19 protein-coding genes are annotated in these 15,725 nt (G+C 72.2%); 9 read left to right on the forward strand and 10 right to left on the reverse strand.

Annotated features, from left to right (window positions below; all coding sequences use genetic code 11):
* Positions 1–81: 81 nt before the first annotated feature.
* From ABD832_RS35430 to ABD832_RS35465, 8 genes are all read right to left on the reverse strand, one after another.
* Positions 82–1,002, reverse strand: a complete 921-nt coding sequence (locus ABD832_RS35430; protein ID WP_344904739.1) for a S1C family serine protease — start codon at positions 1,000–1,002, stop codon at positions 82–84.
* Positions 1,003–1,012: 10 nt separating this feature from the next.
* Positions 1,013–1,150 carry a hypothetical protein gene (locus tag ABD832_RS35435; protein WP_344904742.1) on the reverse strand — a complete coding sequence of 46 codons (138 nt, stop codon included), beginning with the start codon at positions 1,148–1,150 and terminating at the stop codon, positions 1,013–1,015.
* A 13-nt stretch (positions 1,151–1,163) separates the two neighbouring features.
* On the reverse strand, positions 1,164–1,952 hold the full coding sequence (locus ABD832_RS35440; protein ID WP_344904745.1) for a VWA domain-containing protein: 789 nt from the start codon (positions 1,950–1,952) through the stop codon (positions 1,164–1,166).
* The gene (locus ABD832_RS35445) at positions 1,949–2,869 is read right to left on the reverse strand and encodes a DUF58 domain-containing protein (RefSeq protein WP_344898453.1); all 921 of its coding nucleotides are present in this window, start codon (positions 2,867–2,869) and stop codon (positions 1,949–1,951) included. The genes ABD832_RS35440 and ABD832_RS35445 overlap by 4 nt, the downstream gene beginning before the upstream one ends.
* Positions 2,869–3,924, reverse strand: coding sequence for an AAA family ATPase (locus ABD832_RS35450; protein ID WP_413224486.1), 1,056 nt, complete (start codon positions 3,922–3,924; stop codon positions 2,869–2,871). The genes ABD832_RS35445 and ABD832_RS35450 overlap by 1 nt, the downstream gene beginning before the upstream one ends.
* Positions 3,921–4,088 carry a hypothetical protein gene (locus ABD832_RS35455; RefSeq protein ID WP_344904748.1) on the reverse strand — a complete coding sequence of 56 codons (168 nt, stop codon included), beginning with the start codon at positions 4,086–4,088 and terminating at the stop codon, positions 3,921–3,923. The genes ABD832_RS35450 and ABD832_RS35455 overlap by 4 nt, the downstream gene beginning before the upstream one ends.
* A gap of 242 nt (positions 4,089–4,330) precedes the next feature.
* Positions 4,331–5,716, reverse strand: a complete 1,386-nt coding sequence (locus ABD832_RS35460) for a glycine--tRNA ligase (RefSeq protein WP_344904751.1) — start codon at positions 5,714–5,716, stop codon at positions 4,331–4,333.
* 332 nt (positions 5,717–6,048) lie between these two features.
* Positions 6,049–6,327 carry an antibiotic biosynthesis monooxygenase family protein gene (locus ABD832_RS35465; protein WP_344904754.1) on the reverse strand — a complete coding sequence of 93 codons (279 nt, stop codon included), beginning with the start codon at positions 6,325–6,327 and terminating at the stop codon, positions 6,049–6,051.
* A 218-nt stretch (positions 6,328–6,545) separates the two neighbouring features.
* On the opposite strand from ABD832_RS35465, the gene ABD832_RS35470 reads away from it, so the two are divergent.
* The 6 genes from ABD832_RS35470 to ABD832_RS35495 all read left to right on the forward strand — a co-directional run bounded on the left by ABD832_RS35470 (position 6,546) and on the right by ABD832_RS35495 (position 10,962).
* On the forward strand, positions 6,546–6,935 hold the full coding sequence (locus ABD832_RS35470; RefSeq protein WP_344904756.1) for a DUF6703 family protein: 390 nt from the start codon (positions 6,546–6,548) through the stop codon (positions 6,933–6,935).
* A gap of 294 nt (positions 6,936–7,229) precedes the next feature.
* Positions 7,230–8,216 (forward strand): metal ABC transporter substrate-binding protein, encoded by a 987-nt coding sequence (locus ABD832_RS35475; protein ID WP_344904759.1) that lies wholly within the window; start codon positions 7,230–7,232, stop codon positions 8,214–8,216.
* A gap of 36 nt (positions 8,217–8,252) precedes the next feature.
* Entirely contained in the window at positions 8,253–9,005 is a 753-nt protein-coding gene (locus ABD832_RS35480; protein ID WP_344905414.1) for a metal ABC transporter ATP-binding protein, read from the forward strand.
* A complete protein-coding gene (locus tag ABD832_RS35485) occupies positions 9,002–9,835 on the forward strand; it encodes a metal ABC transporter permease (RefSeq protein ID WP_344904762.1) in 834 nt (277 codons plus the stop codon). The genes ABD832_RS35480 and ABD832_RS35485 overlap by 4 nt, the downstream gene beginning before the upstream one ends.
* Complete coding sequence (locus tag ABD832_RS35490; RefSeq protein WP_344904765.1) at positions 9,832–10,242, forward strand: Fur family transcriptional regulator; 411 nt, start codon at positions 9,832–9,834, stop codon at positions 10,240–10,242. Before ABD832_RS35485 ends, ABD832_RS35490 begins: the two co-directional genes overlap by 4 nt.
* Before the next feature lie 171 nt (positions 10,243–10,413).
* Positions 10,414–10,962: a CGNR zinc finger domain-containing protein gene (locus ABD832_RS35495; RefSeq protein ID WP_344904768.1), complete on the forward strand. Its 549-nt coding sequence runs from the start codon at positions 10,414–10,416 to the stop codon at positions 10,960–10,962.
* Between the two features lie 78 nt (positions 10,963–11,040).
* Here the strand turns inward: ABD832_RS35495 and ABD832_RS35500 are convergent, their stop codons facing one another.
* Positions 11,041–11,856: an isoprenyl transferase gene (locus ABD832_RS35500; RefSeq protein ID WP_344904771.1), complete on the reverse strand. Its 816-nt coding sequence runs from the start codon at positions 11,854–11,856 to the stop codon at positions 11,041–11,043.
* Complete coding sequence (gene recO / locus ABD832_RS35505) at positions 11,853–12,590, reverse strand: DNA repair protein RecO (protein ID WP_344904774.1); 738 nt, start codon at positions 12,588–12,590, stop codon at positions 11,853–11,855. Before recO ends, ABD832_RS35500 begins: the two co-directional genes overlap by 4 nt.
* 169 nt (positions 12,591–12,759) lie before the next feature.
* Between recO and ABD832_RS35510 the strand changes: the two genes are divergently transcribed.
* The 3 genes from ABD832_RS35510 to ABD832_RS35520 all read left to right on the forward strand — a co-directional run bounded on the left by ABD832_RS35510 (position 12,760) and on the right by ABD832_RS35520 (position 15,656).
* On the forward strand, positions 12,760–14,337 hold the full coding sequence (locus ABD832_RS35510; protein WP_344904777.1) for a CDP-alcohol phosphatidyltransferase family protein: 1,578 nt from the start codon (positions 12,760–12,762) through the stop codon (positions 14,335–14,337).
* Positions 14,334–15,041, forward strand: coding sequence for a DUF5941 domain-containing protein (locus tag ABD832_RS35515; protein ID WP_344904780.1), 708 nt, complete (start codon positions 14,334–14,336; stop codon positions 15,039–15,041). The genes ABD832_RS35510 and ABD832_RS35515 overlap by 4 nt, the downstream gene beginning before the upstream one ends.
* 117 nt (positions 15,042–15,158) lie before the next feature.
* The gene (locus ABD832_RS35520) at positions 15,159–15,656 is read left to right on the forward strand and encodes an Lrp/AsnC family transcriptional regulator (protein WP_344904782.1); all 498 of its coding nucleotides are present in this window, start codon (positions 15,159–15,161) and stop codon (positions 15,654–15,656) included.
* Positions 15,657–15,725 lie beyond the last annotated feature (69 nt).

Below are 15,725 nucleotides of genomic sequence, written 5' to 3' on the forward strand. Positions count from 1 at the left end.
GCCGTCCCGTCTTCCCGTTCACTCCCGCTCACCCCCGTCATTCTCGGACGCCGCCGTCCCCGTGTCCGCGTTCACTCCGCATCACCCCCGGATGATCCGTTCGGCGACGGGCACCGCCCGGTCGATGGGGATGGCGAAGCCGATGCCGATCGAACCGGTCCCCCGCCGCGAGAGCGTCGCGATCGCGGTGTTGATCCCGATCACCTCGCCGCGGGCGTTGACCAGCGGCCCGCCGGAGTTGCCGGGGTTGATGGAGGCGTCGGTCCTGCAAACGCGGTCTGCCCGCGCCCGCCCAGCCTCACCTGGCGGTCGAGGGCACTGACGATGCCGCCGGTGACCGTGCCCGCCAGGCCCAGCGGGAGCCGACGGCCAGCACCTGGTCCCCCCACCGCGAGGTCCGCGGACCTGCCCAGCACCGCGGCGCGTCAGCCCGCGGGCGCGTCGTCCACCCTGAGCACCGCGAGGTCGTACGGCCTCGTCGGTGCCCACGACGACGGCGGGCAATCGGCGCCCGTCGTCGAGCACGACGGTGACGCCGGCACCCGCGGCGCTCCCGGCCAGGACGTGTGCGTTGGTGAGCAGGTGCCCGGAGCCGTCGATCACGAAGCCTGACCCGGCGCCCCGGCCCGACTCGACCGACACGACGCTCGGCAGCACCCTGGCGGCGGTACCGCTGAGGCCACCCGCCGAGCCGGGCGAGCCGGACGAGCCGGACGGGGCCGGCGGGGCCGCTGCGGCGCGGGGCAGGGCCGCGGGAGCCGCCTCGTCCCCGACGGCCAGCCGGCCGCCCGCGACGCCCGCCGCGCCTCCGGTGAGCGCGGCGACGAGCACCGCGGCGGCCAGGAGACGCCCGCTCCCCTTCCGTACCGGGACGGCCGGGGCGGCGGTCGCGCCGGCCGCCCGCGACGGCGCCTCCGGGGAGGTGGGCGGCGGGGGGCCCGGGGCGAAACCGGGGCCCCGGGGCCGTCCGAGCCCGGGGGGCCGGTCGTGCGGCATCACCATGATCGACTCCTCACAGGATCCTCGAGAACCAGAACAGGGACGTCCCGGCGGCCACCACCGCGCCGAGCAGCGCGATCCCGACGAACCACGGCCAGACCTCCTGCCGCTCGGTCCGGTACCCCACCGAGCTGCCGATGTCGTCGTACACCGCCCGCAGCTCGTCACCGGAGGCCGCCTCGTAGAAGCCCCCGCCGGTGCTGCGGGCAAGCTCCCGCAGGGCCGGGCCGTCCACCGGCACCGGGGTCTCCCGGTTGCCCATCCGGATCGTGCCGTCGGGCGTGCCGTACGCGATGGTGGACACCGGCACGCGCCGGGAGGTCGCCTCCCGGGCCGCCTGCTCCGGCGGCCTGCCCCATGGTGCTCGACCCGTCGGACATCAGCACGATGTGGGCGGGCGGCCGTTCCCTGCTCCGCAGGGCGTCGATCGCGTCCAGGGACGAGAACACCGCCTCGCCGACGGCCGTGCCGGAGTCCGTGGTGAGCCGGTCGATCGCCGACAGCACCGCCGCCCTGTCGGTGGTGGGCGGCACGCTCACCGAGGCCGAGGAGGAGAACGTGACCAGGCCGAGGTTGAAGCGGGCGGGCAGGTCCCCGACGAACCACCGCGCGGCCTCGCGCGCCGCCGTGAACCGGTCGGGCGCCACGTCGGTGGCCTGCATCGACGCGGAGACGTCGAAGGCCACGATGATCGTCGCCTCCTCCTTGGGGACCCGCGTCTCGGCCGTCGGCCGCGCGAACCCGACGACGAGGAGCACCAGCATTCCCATGAAGGCCGTGGCGGGCACGTGCCTGCGCCACCCCGGCGTCCTGGGCGCCAGCTTGTCCAGCAGGTCCAGGTTGGTGAACCGCAGGGCGTACCGGCTGCGCCGCCGGTACATGACCACGTACAGGACCGCGATCATCAGGGCGGGGACCAGCAGCCACAGCCAGACGGGGGAAAGGAACGTCACGCGACACCACCTCTCACGGCTCTCGTCCGCGCCAGGCGGCGCTGGACCATGACGTGGCGGACCAGATCGCGGACCCAGTCGCGATCGGTACCCAGGCGCAGGTGGGCGGCCCCGGCCCTGCGCAGGGCGTCCGCGATGGCCGCCCGCTGACCGGCGGCGGCCTCGGCGTAGCGCTCGCGCAGGCGGGGACCGGCCGTGGAGATCTCCCGGCGACGGCCCGTCTCCGGGTCGACGAGCGTGAGCACCCCCACGTCGGGCAGGGTCAGCTCCCGGGGATCGACGACCTCCACCGCCAGGAGCTGGTGACGGACCGCGAGATGACGCAGCGACCTCTCCCAGCTCTCCGGGGGGTCGAGGAAGTCGGAGACGACGACCACGAGCCCGCGCCGCCGCGTCACGCGGCGCAGGTCGTCGGCGGCCGGGCCGAGGCGCGGCGCCGGGGTGCCCGGCTCGGTACGCGGCAGCGAGAACATCGTGCCGAGCAGCGCCATCAGGTGCGCGCGCCCGCTCCTGGCGGGGAAGCGCCGGACCTCGCCGCCGTGCAGGATGTGCGTGCCGACGCGGTTGCCCGTCCGCTCGGTGAGGAAACCGACCGCCGCGACGGCGGCGAGCGCGAGCTCCCTCTTCTCCATCAGCGCGGTGCCGAAGTCCATGCTGGCGCTGGCGTCGAGCAGCACCCAGGTCTCCAGCTCCCGGTCGGCGATCATGTCCCGCACGTGCGGCTCCGCCGTGCGGGCGGTGACGTTCCAGTCCATCCGCCGTACATCGTCGCCGGGCGCGTACTGCCTGGCCTCGGCGAGCTCGCCGCCGGGGCCCGGGGTCAGCCCGAGGTGGTCGCCCTGGAGCAGCCCGTCGAGACGCCTGACGACCGTCAGCTCCAGCCTGCGCAGCACCCGTTCGGACGGCAGGTGCCGCATCAGGCCGCCTCGGTCTGCCCGGGGGCGACCCTGGGCACCGGGATCGCCGCGACCACCCGGTCCACGATCTCCCGCGGGGGGACGTCGTCGGCCAGCGCGTCGAAGGACGGCACCAGCCGGTGCGCGATCACGTCGCGGGCCAGGTCCGCGACGTCCCCGGGCAGGACGTAGTCGCGCCCGCGCACCAGCGCCAGCGCGCGGGCCGCGGCCACCAGCCCCAGCGTCGCCCGGGGACTGGCGCCGTAGGTCAGCAGCGGCGCGACGTCGGCCAGCCCGAACCGCGCGGGCTCACGGGTCGCGTACACCAGCCGGACCGCGTACTCGGCGACGGCGTGGTGGACGAAGACGTCGTCCACGGCGGCCTGCAGCGCGAGCAGCCGCCGCGGGTCGAGCACCCCGCGCGGGACGGGCCGGTCGGTGCTCATCCGGTACAGGATGGCGAGCTCCTCCGACTCGCTCGGGTACCCCACCTCGATCTTCATCAGGAAGCGGTCCCGCTGGGCCTCGGGCAGGTGGTAGACGCCCTCGGACTCGATCGGGTTCTGGGTCGCCAGGACCAGGAACGGCGCGGGCACCGGATGGGTACGCCCGCCGATGCTCACCTGGCGTTCGGCCATCACCTCCAGCAGCGCCGACTGGACCTTGGCCGGGGCCCGGTTGATCTCGTCGGCGAGCACGAAGTTGGCCATCACCGGGCCGAGCTCGATGTCGAACCCCTCGGTGGACGGCCGGTAGATGCGGGTGCCGACGATGTCGGCGGGCACCAGGTCGGGGGTGAACTGGATGCGGGCGAACGTGCCGCCCACGACACCCGCGAGCGTCTCGGCCGCCAGCGTCTTGGCGATGCCGGGCACCCCCTCCAGCAGGCAGTGCCCCCGGGCCAGGACCGCGACGAGCAGGCGCTCGACCATCCGGTCCTGGCCGACGATCACACGCTTGACCTCGAACAGCGCCCGCCCGAGCACGGCGCTCTCCGGCACCCTGCCGGTGTCGTCACCCGTGCCGGGCGGCACCTGGCGTACGTCCCCGGTCACCTGGCGTACGTCCCCGGTCACGGGGCGGTCGCGGAGGTCGGGGCGGGGCAGTCGTCGACGAGCAGCCGCAGCTCGACCGCGTCGGGACGCGGGTCGGCGTGAGCGGCGCTGCCGGTGAGCAGGAAGACGGCCCCGCCGAGGGCCAGGACCCCCGGCACGGCCTTCCACGGTGATACGCGGGTCATCGTTCTCCCCCTTCGTTGAACGAACGATCCCCCTGATGTCATCAAAAGGCCCCGAAAACCGCTGTAAGGCGGGTTTTTATGTTGTCTTTCGCTCCGGTCGATCATCGAAGGGATGCCGGGGCGGACGGGGAAGGGGACGAGGGCAGGGGCGGGCCGGGAAAGCACGACGGCCGGCGACCCCTGTGCGGGGTCGCCGGCCGTCACCGGGCGGACGTGGCCCCGATCACCGGGGCCGGACCGTCTCAGTCGTTGAGGTGCTGGCGCAGGTAGGACTCGACCTGGTCGAGGGCCACGCGCTTCTGGGCCATCGAGTCGCGCTCGCGGATGGTCACCGCCTGGTCGTCGAGGGTGTCGAAGTCGACGGTGATGCAGAACGGCGTGCCGATCTCGTCCTGGCGCCGGTAACGGCGGCCGATCGCGCCCGCGTCGTCGAAGTCGACGTTCCACCGGCGGCGGAGCTGGGCCGCCAGGTCCTTGGCCTTGGGCGACAGGTCCGCGTTGCGCGAGAGCGGGAGCACCGCGACCTTGACCGGCGCGAGGCGGTGGTCGAGGCGCATGACCGTGCGCTTCTCCATGACGCCCTTGGCGTTGGGCGCCTCGTCCTCGGTGTAGGCGTCGATCAGGAAGGTGAGCGTGGCGCGGTCGACACCGGCGGCCGGCTCGATCACGTACGGGACGTAGCGCTCGCCGCTGTCCTGCTCGAAGAAGCTGAGGTCGGTGCCGGAGGCCTTGCCGTGCGCGGTCAGGTCGAAGTCCGTGCGGTTGGCGATGCCCTCCAGCTCACCCCACTCGGTGCCGGTGAAGTTGAAGCGGTACTCGATGTCGACGGTCCGCTTGGAGTAGTGCGAGAGCTTGTCCTTGGGGTGCTCGTACAGCCGCAGGTTGTCCTGGGTGATGCCCAGGTCGGTGTACCAGCGGAAGCGCTCGTCGATCCAGTACTGGTGCCACTCCTCGTCCTCGCCGGGCTTGACGAAGAACTCCATCTCCATCTGCTCGAACTCGCGGGTACGGAAGATGAAGTTGCCCGGGGTGATCTCGTTGCGGAACGACTTGCCGATCTGGCCGATGCCGAACGGGATCTTCTTGCGCGCCGACTGCTGCACGTTGAGGTAGTTGATGAAGATGCCCTGAGCCGTCTCCGGCCGGAGATAGGCCAGGCCCGACTCGTCCTCGACCGCGCCGAGGTAGGTCTTGAGCAGGCCGCTGAACTGCTTGGGCGCGGTGAAGGCGCCCTTGTTGCCGCAGTTGGGGCAGGTGATGTCGGCCAGGCCGCCCGCCGGGGGCTTGCCGTGTTTCTCGGCGTACGACTCTTCGAGGTGGTCGGCACGGTAGCGCTTGTGGCAGGACTGGCACTCGGTCAGCGGGTCGGTGAAGGTCTCCACGTGGCCGCTGGCCTGCCACACCTCGCGGGCCAGGATCACCGAGGAGTCGAGGCCGACCACGTCGTCACGCCCCTGCACCACGGTCTTCCACCACTGCCGCTTCACGTTGTTCTTGAGCTCCACACCCAGCGGGCCGTAGTCCCACGACGCGCGCAGGCCGCCGTAGATCTCGCTGGAGGGGTAGACAAGACCACGTCGCTTGGCGAGGCTGACGATGGTGTCCATGATGTCCGTGCGGCGTGCCATAAGGGAAAATCTCCATCCGGCTGGAGGTCGGCGAGGAAGTGATGGAGCCTCCAGCTTAGGGGAGACGGGCCGCCGGGACATTCGCATGACCCATCCCGCCCGCCTCGCCGGGCAAAGCTTGTCCGCCCCCGCAGGGAGGCCTCGGTCCTGCGTCCGGGTCCCGCGCGATCACGGGCCGGCCCCGGCCCTTCCGACAGGGCGGGCCCTTCCACGATCCCCGGCCCCGCACGATCCCGGGACCCGCGCCTTCCTCGGCCCCGCATGATCCCGGGGGCCCGCGCGATCCCCGGCCCCGCACGATCCCGGGGGGCCGCGCGATCACGGGCGCGGGCTCAGGGGCGGTCGGCGTCCTCGAAGGCGCTCGGCTCGTTGATCATCAGTGTCATCAGCGGGTACATCGCCATCCGCGCGGCCCCCAGCGCCCTGCGGTAGAACCCGGCGCCCTCCCACTCGCTCACCAGGGCCCACAGCTCCGGCTCGTCCACCGACCTCGTCACCCGGCCACGGAGACACCCCGGTTGCGCGGCGAGCGTGTCCACAATCTCGTGGGCCCGGGCCAGGAACTCCTCGGTCCGGGCCGTCGGCACCGAGTAACGGATGAGAGCGAGCATCCGCCCAGCATGCCAGAGCCCGCCCGTGCCACCGTCCGTGACACCGTCCACGTCCCCCATGCCCTTCGCCCTCGTCCCCTGTACCCGCCCCCGCCCCCGCCCCTGCCCTTGCTCGCAGCCTCGGCCGCGTCCCTGCGTGACGGCCCGGTCCGATGCCCTGGAGATCGTCCGGGCACCGGAGGTGTCACCGGCGGGCCCCGGAGCGTTAGGCTCGGCCCGTGGCCGACAAGCGCGGAGAACGCCCCGCACACCCCCTGGCGCAGTCCCGTCCCCAGCGGGGCAGACGACCGCTGCCCGCGGGCGAGCAGTTCTTCACCCCGGGGGCGACGGGGCTGCGGCGCAAGGTCGAGCAGCGCAGCGCGGCCCCGCTCGTCTTCCTGTTCCAGCTCCCCCGGTGGATCGCCCCGGTGGTGCTGGTGGTGCTCATGCTGGCCGGCTTCGCCGTTTCCTCCTTCTGGGGCGGGGTGGCCGTCCTCCCGGTGATCGGATTCGTCGGTTGGCTCGCCTACATGTCGTGGCCCTCCCTGGGCAACGGAGGCCGGCTCCTGCGCGTCGCGCTGCTCACCTTCCTGATCCTGCTCGCCGCCGACCGCTTCGGCGCCTTCTGACAGACCCGGCACACCCCCTTCCGGTACGGCCTCCTCCTCCGGTACGCCCCCGGTCTCCGGTGCGACCCCGGTGGACCGCCCGCCCGCAGGATCTCCCCGTGACCGCGGCCACCGGTCACACCGCGCACCGGACGTCCCCCATGCCCGGGATGACCCGGGCCCCGGCCCGTCACCGGCCCGTCATCCGCCCGACGCTCGCCCACCCCCGCGTGCCCCGCTCCCGCGAAGCCCCCGTGACCCGACCGATCTTCGCCGATTTTGACAACCATTTTCATTTACCGGCATACTGTCGGCATGATGTCCGAGTCCTCCCGACGTATCCTCATACGTAACGCCAGCCTGGTTGCGTCCGCCGCCCTTCTCGCCGCCACCACCGCGTGCGGTGCCGAGGCCGGTTCGACAGGCTCCGCCGGGGGCTCCAGCGCGCCCGCGACCGCGACCGGGAAGCCCGGCGTCACCGCGGCCATCTACCCCCTGCAGTGGCTCACCGAGAAGGTCGCGGGCACCGACGCGGCCGTCACCGGCCTGACCGAGCCCGGGGTCGAGCCGCACGACCTGGAACTGGCCCCCACGCAGGTCGCCGGGTTGTCGGAGACCAGGCTCGTCGTCTACATCAAGGGCATTCAGACCGCCGTGGACGAGGCCGTCGAGCAGCACGCCGCCGACCGCGGTTTCGACGTGGCCACCGCGGTCGCCACCCTCCCCGCCACCGAGGAGGAAGGGCACGAAGAGGAAGGGCACGAGGAGGAGGAGCACGGCCACGAGGTCGAGTACGACCCGCACCTGTGGCTCGACCCGACCCGCTTCGCGACGGTCGCCACCCGGCTCGGCGAGAAGCTCGCCGCCACCGACCCCGCGCACGCTGCGGCCTACCGCGACCGCGCCGCCCGGACCGCGGCCGAGCTGACCGCGCTGGACGGCGAGCTGACCAAGGGCCTGGCCACGTGTTCCTCGCGGGCGATCGTCACCAACCACGCCGCGTTCGGCTACCTCGCCGTCCGGTACAAGCTCCAGCAGATCGGCATCAGCGGCCTCGACCCCGACGCCGAGCCCTCGCCCGCCCGCCTCGCCGAGGTGGCAAAAGTGGCCAAGCAGCAGAAAGTAACTACGATCTTCACCGAGACTCTCGTCAGCCCCAAGGTCGCCGAGATTCTCGCCCAGGAGGTCGGCGCGAAGACCGCGGTCCTCGATCCGATCGAGAGCCGCCCCTCCAACGGCGACTACCTGTCCGCTATGCGCCAGAATCTCACCACACTCCAAGCGGCGCTCGGCTGCTCGTAAGGGTCATATGTGACATCCACTACAGCGGTTTTCACCATGAACGGCGGCCAGGTCGACCTGGACCGCCGTCCGGTGCTTCGCGGGATCGACCTGTCCGTGGAGCCCGGCGAGGCGGTGGCCGTGCTCGGCGCGAACGGGTCGGGGAAGTCCACCCTGGTCCGTGCCCTGCTCGGCCTCGTCCCCCTGTCCGGCGGCCGGACCCTGCTGTACGGCAGCCCTCCCGACCGGTTCCGCGAATGGTGGCGGATCGGCTACGTCCCCCAGCGGCTCTCGGTGGGCGGCGGCGTGCCGACCACGATCCGGGAGGTCGTCGCCTCCGGCCGGATCTCCAGGCAGCGGCGCCTGCGTCCGACCGGCGCGGCCGACCGCGAGGCGACCATGCGGGCGCTGGAGACCGTCGGCCTGGCCGACCGCGCCTCCGATCCGGTGCAGTCGCTGTCCGGCGGGCAGCAGCAGCGGGTGCTCATCGCCCGCGCCCTCGCCGGGGAGCCCGACACCTTCGTCATGGACGAGCCGACGGCGGGCGTCGACTCCGAGAGCCAGCTGCTCCTGGCCGAGACCCTGTCCGTGCTGGTCGCGCGGGGCAAGACGGTCCTGCTGGTCGCGCACGAGCTGGGCCCGCTGGAGCCGCTGATCACCCGGGCGGTGGTCCTGCGGCACGGGTCCGTCTGCCACGACGGCCCCCCTCCGCGGGCGGTCGGCACGCACGCGCTGCCCGGCCACGACCACGTACACCCGCACGCCGTGCAGGCGCCGGTGGGCCCGCTCGACTGGAGGCCCACGTCGTGATCGAGCTTCTGCGCTTCGACTTCATGCAGCGGGCGCTGATCGCCGCCCTGCTGGTCGGCCTGGCCGCCCCGGCCATCGGCACGTTCATGGTCCAGCGGCGCCTGGCCCTGCTGGGAGACGGCATCGGGCACGTCGCCCTGACCGGGGTGGCGCTGGGCTTCCTCACCGGGACCGCCCCGGTGCTGACCGCCGTGCTGGTCTCGGTGCTCGGCGCCGTGGCCATCGAGCTGGTCCGCGCGCGCGGCAGGACCAGCGGGGACGTGGCGCTCGCGCTGCTGTTCTACGGCGGCATCGCCGGGGGCGTGCTGCTGATCTCGCTGGCCCCGGGCGGCAGCAACGCCACGCTGTTGTCCTACCTGTTCGGGTCGATCAGCAGCGTCACCGTTCAGGACGTGTGGGCGATCGGCCTGCTGGCGGTGGCGGTGCTCGGCGTGGTGGCCGCGTTCGGGCGGGAGCTGTACGTGCTCTGCCAGGACGAGGAGGTGGCCAAGGCCGCCGGCCTGCCGGTCCGCTTCCTCAGCCTGCTGATCGCCGTCACGGCCGCGCTGACCGTGGTCATCGCCATGCGGGTCGTGGGGCTGCTCCTGGTCAGCGCGCTGATGGTGGTGCCCGTGGCGACGAGCCAGCAGCTCACCCGGGGGTTCATGAGCACGATGTTCCTGTCCATGGTCTTCGGGATGATCGCCACCGTCGGCGGCCTGACCTCCTCCTTCTACGTCGAGGTCCCGCCGGGTGCGATCATTGTGGTCGTCGCCCTGGTGGGATTCGTCCTCGCCCTCGGGCTCGGTAGATTCGTACGGCGAAGCCGACCTCAGGAGTCCAGCCCATGAGCAACAGACGTGATGCCGTCCACGCGGTCCTCCGCCAGAGCGAGGGTTTCCGCAGCGCGCAGGACGTCTACGCGGAGATGCGCGCGGAAGGCGCCAAGATCGGACTGACCACCGTCTACCGGGCGTTGCAGGCGCTCGCCGACACCGGCCGCGTGGACACGCTGAGGACCGACGACGGTGAGTCGGTCTACCGGGCCTGTGCCAGCGGTGACCACCATCACCACCTGGTCTGCCGCGTCTGCGGCCGTACGGTCGAGGTGGCCGGGCCCGCGGTGGAGCGGTGGGCCGAGACGATCGGCTCCGAGCACGGCTTCACCGACGTCACCCACACCGTGGAGATCTTCGGCACCTGCGCCTCGTGCTCGGCCGCCACCGCGGAGCAGGCCCGGACCCCGAGCCGCGCCTGAGGGCGCCGCTCCCGCCAGGGATCGCGCGGGGCGTGGGACGGAGCGTGGCCGGGGAGTGGACGGGGGGTGGCGCGCGAGAGGGCGCCACGGGTCCGCCGGGGATATACGCTTCCGACACGGCGAGCCGCCGTACGCGTCCTCACGTCGCGACCGTCCTCTACTGGAGGCAACATGCCATTCGGACATGACATGGTGCACTCACTCGCCACCGCGGTCGACCTGGTCAACACCTCCCCCTCCACCGGGGGCCGGGACACCCTGACCGGACTGCGGGAACTCGGTGACTTCGTGGCACGCTGGAAGATCAGCGGGGTCGGTGAGGTGAGCGCCGCCGACCTCGGCGAGGTGTGCGCCCTGCGCGAGGCCTTCCACAAGGTCTTCACCGCCCCGGACCAGCCCACCGCGGTCGTCCGGCTGAACAGCCTGCTCAGCCGGACCCGCATCACCCCGCGCCTGACCGAGCACGACGGCCATCCCCTGCACGTCCACTACTTCGCCCCGGACGCCTCGCTCCACGATCACCTGGCGGCCGACATCGGGGTCGCCCTGGCCCACCTGCTGGTCGAGAACGAGTGGGAACGCCTGCGCACCTGCTCGGCCCCCGACTGCGAGCACGTCTTCGTGGACGAGTCCCGCAACCGCTCGCGGGTCTACTGCGACAGCCGCACCTGCGGCAACCGGATGCACGTCGCCGCCTACCGGGCGCGACGGCGGGTCTGAGCCCGCCGCCGCGGGAAGAACCGGTCCCCGGACCGGCAGCGTCGGCGGGTCACCGGGCTCTGCGGACTCTTACGGGTTCTACGAAGCCTGCGGGCCCGGCAGGTCACGGGGCCCGTCGTCGGGCAGGGTGTTGGGCACGGCGCCGCCGTACCTGCGGTCGCGCTTGGCGAAGGTCTCGCAGGCCTCCCACAGGTCACGGCGGTCGAAGTCGGGCCAGAGGCGGTTGAGGAAGACCATCTCGGCGTACGCCGTCTGCCAGATCAGGAAGTTGGAGATGCGCTGCTCGCCCGAGGAGCGCACGAACAGGTCCACGTCGGGGATCTGCGGCTCGTCCAGGTAGCGGGCGAAGGTCTCCTCGCGGACCCGTCCCGGCTTGACCCGCCCGTCGGCGATGTCCTGGGCCAGGCGCAGGGCGGCGTCGACGATCTCGGCGCGGCCTCCGTAGTTGACGCAGAACTGCAGGGTCAGCGTGGAGTTGCGCTCGGTCATCTCCTCGGCGTCGCGCAGCTCCTGGATGACGCTGCGCCACAGCCGCCCGGGACGGCCCGCCCAGCGCACCCGTACGCCCATCGCGTGCAGCTCGTCCCTGCGGCGGCGGATCACGTCGCGGTTGAAGCCCATCAGGAAGCGGACCTCGTCCGGGGAGCGCTTCCAGTTCTCGGTGGAGAAGGCGTAGGCCGACAGGTAGGGGACGCCCAGCTCGATCGCGCCCTCGATCACGTCGAACAGCGACGCCTCGCCCGCCTTGTGGCCCTCGGTGCGGGGCAGGCCGCGCTGCTTGGCCCACCTGCCGTTGCCGTCCATCACGATCGCCACGTGCCGGGGCACGAGATCCCTCGGGATCGGGGGCGGGACGGCGCCGGAGGGGTGCGGGGCGGGCGGGCGGACGTTCACGTTACGGGCTCCCTTTCTACGTGTCGAAGAGAGCGTATGCCGTGTTCGAGGTGCCACTGGAGGTAGGCGGCGACCAGGCCGCTGCACTCGGCGCGGTGCCTGCCGCGGGAGGCGTCGGCGGTGGCCCAGTCGCCCCGCAGCAGCGCCGCCATCAGGGCCAGGGTCTCCCCCTCGGGCACGGCCGCGCCCGCGGGACGGCACGTCCCGCACACCACGCCGCCGGCCACGATGGCGAAGGCCCGTACCGAGACGGCCCTGCACCGGGCGCACGCCTCCAGGGCGGGGGCGTAGCCGGCCACGGCCAGGGAGCGCAGGAAGTAGGCGTCCAGCACGAGCCTGGCCTCGTGCTCCCCCGAGCCGAGGGTGCGCAGGCCGCCGACGAGCAGCAGGAACTGGCGCAGCGCCGGCTCCTTCTCCCCCATGATCAGGCGGTCGGCGGTCTCCAGCATCGCGGTGCCGGCCGTGTAGCGCGGGTAGTCGATCACCAGCGGCCCGCCGTAGGACCGGATGGTCTCGGCCTGGGTGATCACGTCGAGCGTGCGGCCGGTGTGCAGCTGGAGGTCGACGTGGGTGAACGGTTCGAGACGGGCACCGAATCGTGACATGGTGCGCCGCACGCCCTTGGCGACACCACGGATCTTGCCCGTCCGCCGGGTCAGCACGGTGACGATGCGATCGGCCTCTCCCAGCTTGTGGGTGCGCAGCACGATGCCGTCATCACGGTACAGACTCACCCGCACAGTGTAGTGGGGCCACCGGGCCGGCAGAGGTGGAAGCATGGGTGAACGACACGGTCGGATCATCGGTGCGTGTTGTTCACCCAAAACTCACTAAACTTTGGCCTCTGGCGAAATGCCGCCCCCGGTACACCGCCTCACACCCGTCTCCGCACGAAAGGGTGCCATGCCCCGCGTGGTCCTGCTGGGCTCTTCGCCCGGCCCCGATACCGCTCCCGGTCAGGCGACGCCGCCCGCCGCGTCGACCCTGCCCGCGCTGCCCGGCTGCCCCACGGTGATCGGCAGGCTGCACGGCCAGCTCGCCTCACTCGACCCCGAGCCGGTGACGATCGTCCGCGCCGACGACGCCCCGGCCCACCGGGGATTTCCCGGCCTCCTGGTGGAGACCGCCGATCTGGCGGGCGACCTGCGCGCCATCGCCGACGCGGTCGAGGGCGCCACCGAGAACCTGCTGTTCCTGCCGACGAACTCGCTGATCCACGACGAGCTGATCTACCAGATCACCAAGTCGAAGCGCGGCGCCCTGGCCCTGATCACCAAGGAGCCGCGGGAGGAGGACGAGAACGGCGACGTCATCGTGGCCGACGTCCCGATCGAGGAGGCGCAGCCGGAGATCGGCGACCGATGGCTGGAGGGGCTGCCCGTCCGGGTCCGCGCCCGCAGGTCCCGGGTCATCTCGGTGGGCTCGGCCTTCCACGCGGTGACCCGGCCCAACGCGGTCCTGCTCGGCCCGCTGCACCTGCACCACAAGCACGCGCCGGTCCTGGCCGAGGCCGCCCGGGAGCTGGCCGACATGGCCCACCTGCTGGGGCCCGAGGACGACCTGGTCCAGCTGCTGGTCCTGGGCCTGGTGCGCAAGGGCGTCTCGGTCGGCATCCGAGGCCGCCGCGACCTGTTCTACCGCAGGGTGTACGACCCCGCGCAGGCCGCCGAGGCCGTGGCCGAGATGTCCACCTTCAACGAGGACCGGGCCCGGCTGAACAACGCGGTCAAGGGCGCCGACGGCTTCTTCACCACCTACTTCGTCAGCACCTACTCCCGGTTCATCGCCCGCTGGGCGGCCCGGAAGGGGCTGACCCCCAACCAGGTCACGCTGATCTCGATCGCGCTGGGCGTGGCGGCGGCGCTCTGCTTCGCCACCGGCGAGCGGGTCTGGATGGTCGCGGGCGGCGTGCTGATCTACTTCGCGTTCGTGTTCGACTGCGTGGACGGCCAGGTCGCGCGGTACGCCCGCCAGTTCGGCGTGCTCGGGGCGTGGCTGGACGCCACCTTCGACCGCTTCAAGGAGTACGTGGTCTTCGCCGGCCTCGCGGTCGGCGCGGCGGTCTCCGGGGTGGGCGACGTCTGGACGCTGGCGCTGATCGCGATCGGCCTGCAGTCCATCAAGCACCTGCTGGACTTCTCCTACGGCGCGGCCAACCGGCGGAAGGCCCCGTCCCCGCTGCCCTCGGTGTCGCTGTCGGTCAGCGCCGACACCGGCCTGCGCCAGGCTCTGGAGCAGCGCAAGAGCGCCCAGGTCGGCGTGGTCCGCAGCCTGCTGAGGATGTGGGGCAGGGCCGGCAGGTACCGGGCCGTGCACTGGGCCCGGAAGATGATCGTGTTCCCCATCGGTGAGCGGTTCGCCGCCATCGCGATCGTCAGCGCCCTGTTCGACGCCAGGATCACCTTCCTGACCCTGATCATCTGGGGCGGCATCGGCGCCGCCTACTCGCTCACCGGACGCCTGATGAGGTCTTTCGCATGATCACTCAGCCACAGACGGTCCCCGCCGCGGACCCGTACGAGGAGCGGCTGCGCATGCAGACCGCGCGGCTGCTCGCCTACCGCGACGACGGCCCGCTGGTGACGCTGCTGCGCGGCAGGGTCGGGCCCGGCCTGCCCGCGGTGCCCGCCTCGCTCGCCGCGCTGGTCGTGATCGTCGCCATGGCGGTGGCCGGGATCCTCGACGACGGGCCGATCCTGCTCGCCCCGGTGCTGGTCATGATCGTCCTGGTGCTGCCCACCGCCGCCCGTGACCACCTGGGCAGGCTCGACTGGCTGGTGCCGCCGCTGATCCGCGGTACCGAGTTCCTCACGATCATCCTGATCGGCCTGGCGGCCGAGGCGCCCAAGTGGCTGCTGTACGTGCTGATCTACGTGATCGGCTACCACACCTACGACACGGTGTACCGGACGCGGCAGAGCATCTGGCCGGCCGCCTGGGTGTTCCGGGCGGGCCTGGGCTGGGAGCTGCGACTCCTGATCATCGGCGTGGGTGCCGCGCTGGGCGTGCTCACGTGGGTGCTGGCCGCGCTCACGCTCTACCTGGGCGTGCTGTTCGCGGTCGAGAGCATCACGAGCTGGGTCGGCCTGGACAAGCAGACCGCGCTCGCCCAGGCGGGCGACGACCTGGAGGCCTCCCCCGAGGAGGCGCAGGAGCAGGCCGGCGGCGAGGCCGAGCGCACCTGACCCCCGCTCCCCCCCGGGCCCGTGAAGGCCGCCAGACGGATCATCCGTCCGGCGGCCTTTCCCGTCCCGGGCCGGTGACCGCACGGCCCGGAGCCCGTTGGCTGTATACAGGTCTGCGTGGAACTGGACAGGCTTGATCGCGACATCATCGGGGCACTCGTCGAGGACGCCCGCGCCACGTACGCGGAGATCGGGCAGCGGGTGGGCCTGTCGGCGTCGGCGGTGAAACGCCGGGTGGACCGGTTGCGCGAGACCGGGGCCATCACCGGTTTCACCGCCCGGGTGGAGCCCGCGGCGCTCGGCTGGACCACCGAGGCGTACGTGGAGCTGTTCTGCGCGGGCAAGACGTCCCCGTCGGAGATAGGGGTGGCGATCGGCCGCCATCCCGAGGTGGTGTCGGCGTGCACGATCACCGGGGAGGCCGACGCCCTGCTGCACATCAGGGCCACCGACGTGCGGCACGTGGAGCGGGTGATCGAGCGCATCGCGGCCGAGCCGTTCGTGGTGCGGACCAAGAGCTCCATCGTGCTCTCCCGGCTGATCGAGGCACCGCTGGTGACCTCGCGCAGCGAGCCGTTCGTCGCCCCGCACAACGAATCGCCGTTCTTCGCCTGACAGACGCGGCAATCCTGTGGCGTAACGCAAGAACGCCCCCTTGGCCTGCGGTAACGCCGTTCCTAGGCT

This window comes from Streptosporangium longisporum (genome assembly GCF_039534895.1).
Taxonomy (GTDB): domain Bacteria; phylum Actinomycetota; class Actinomycetes; order Streptosporangiales; family Streptosporangiaceae; genus Streptosporangium; species Streptosporangium longisporum.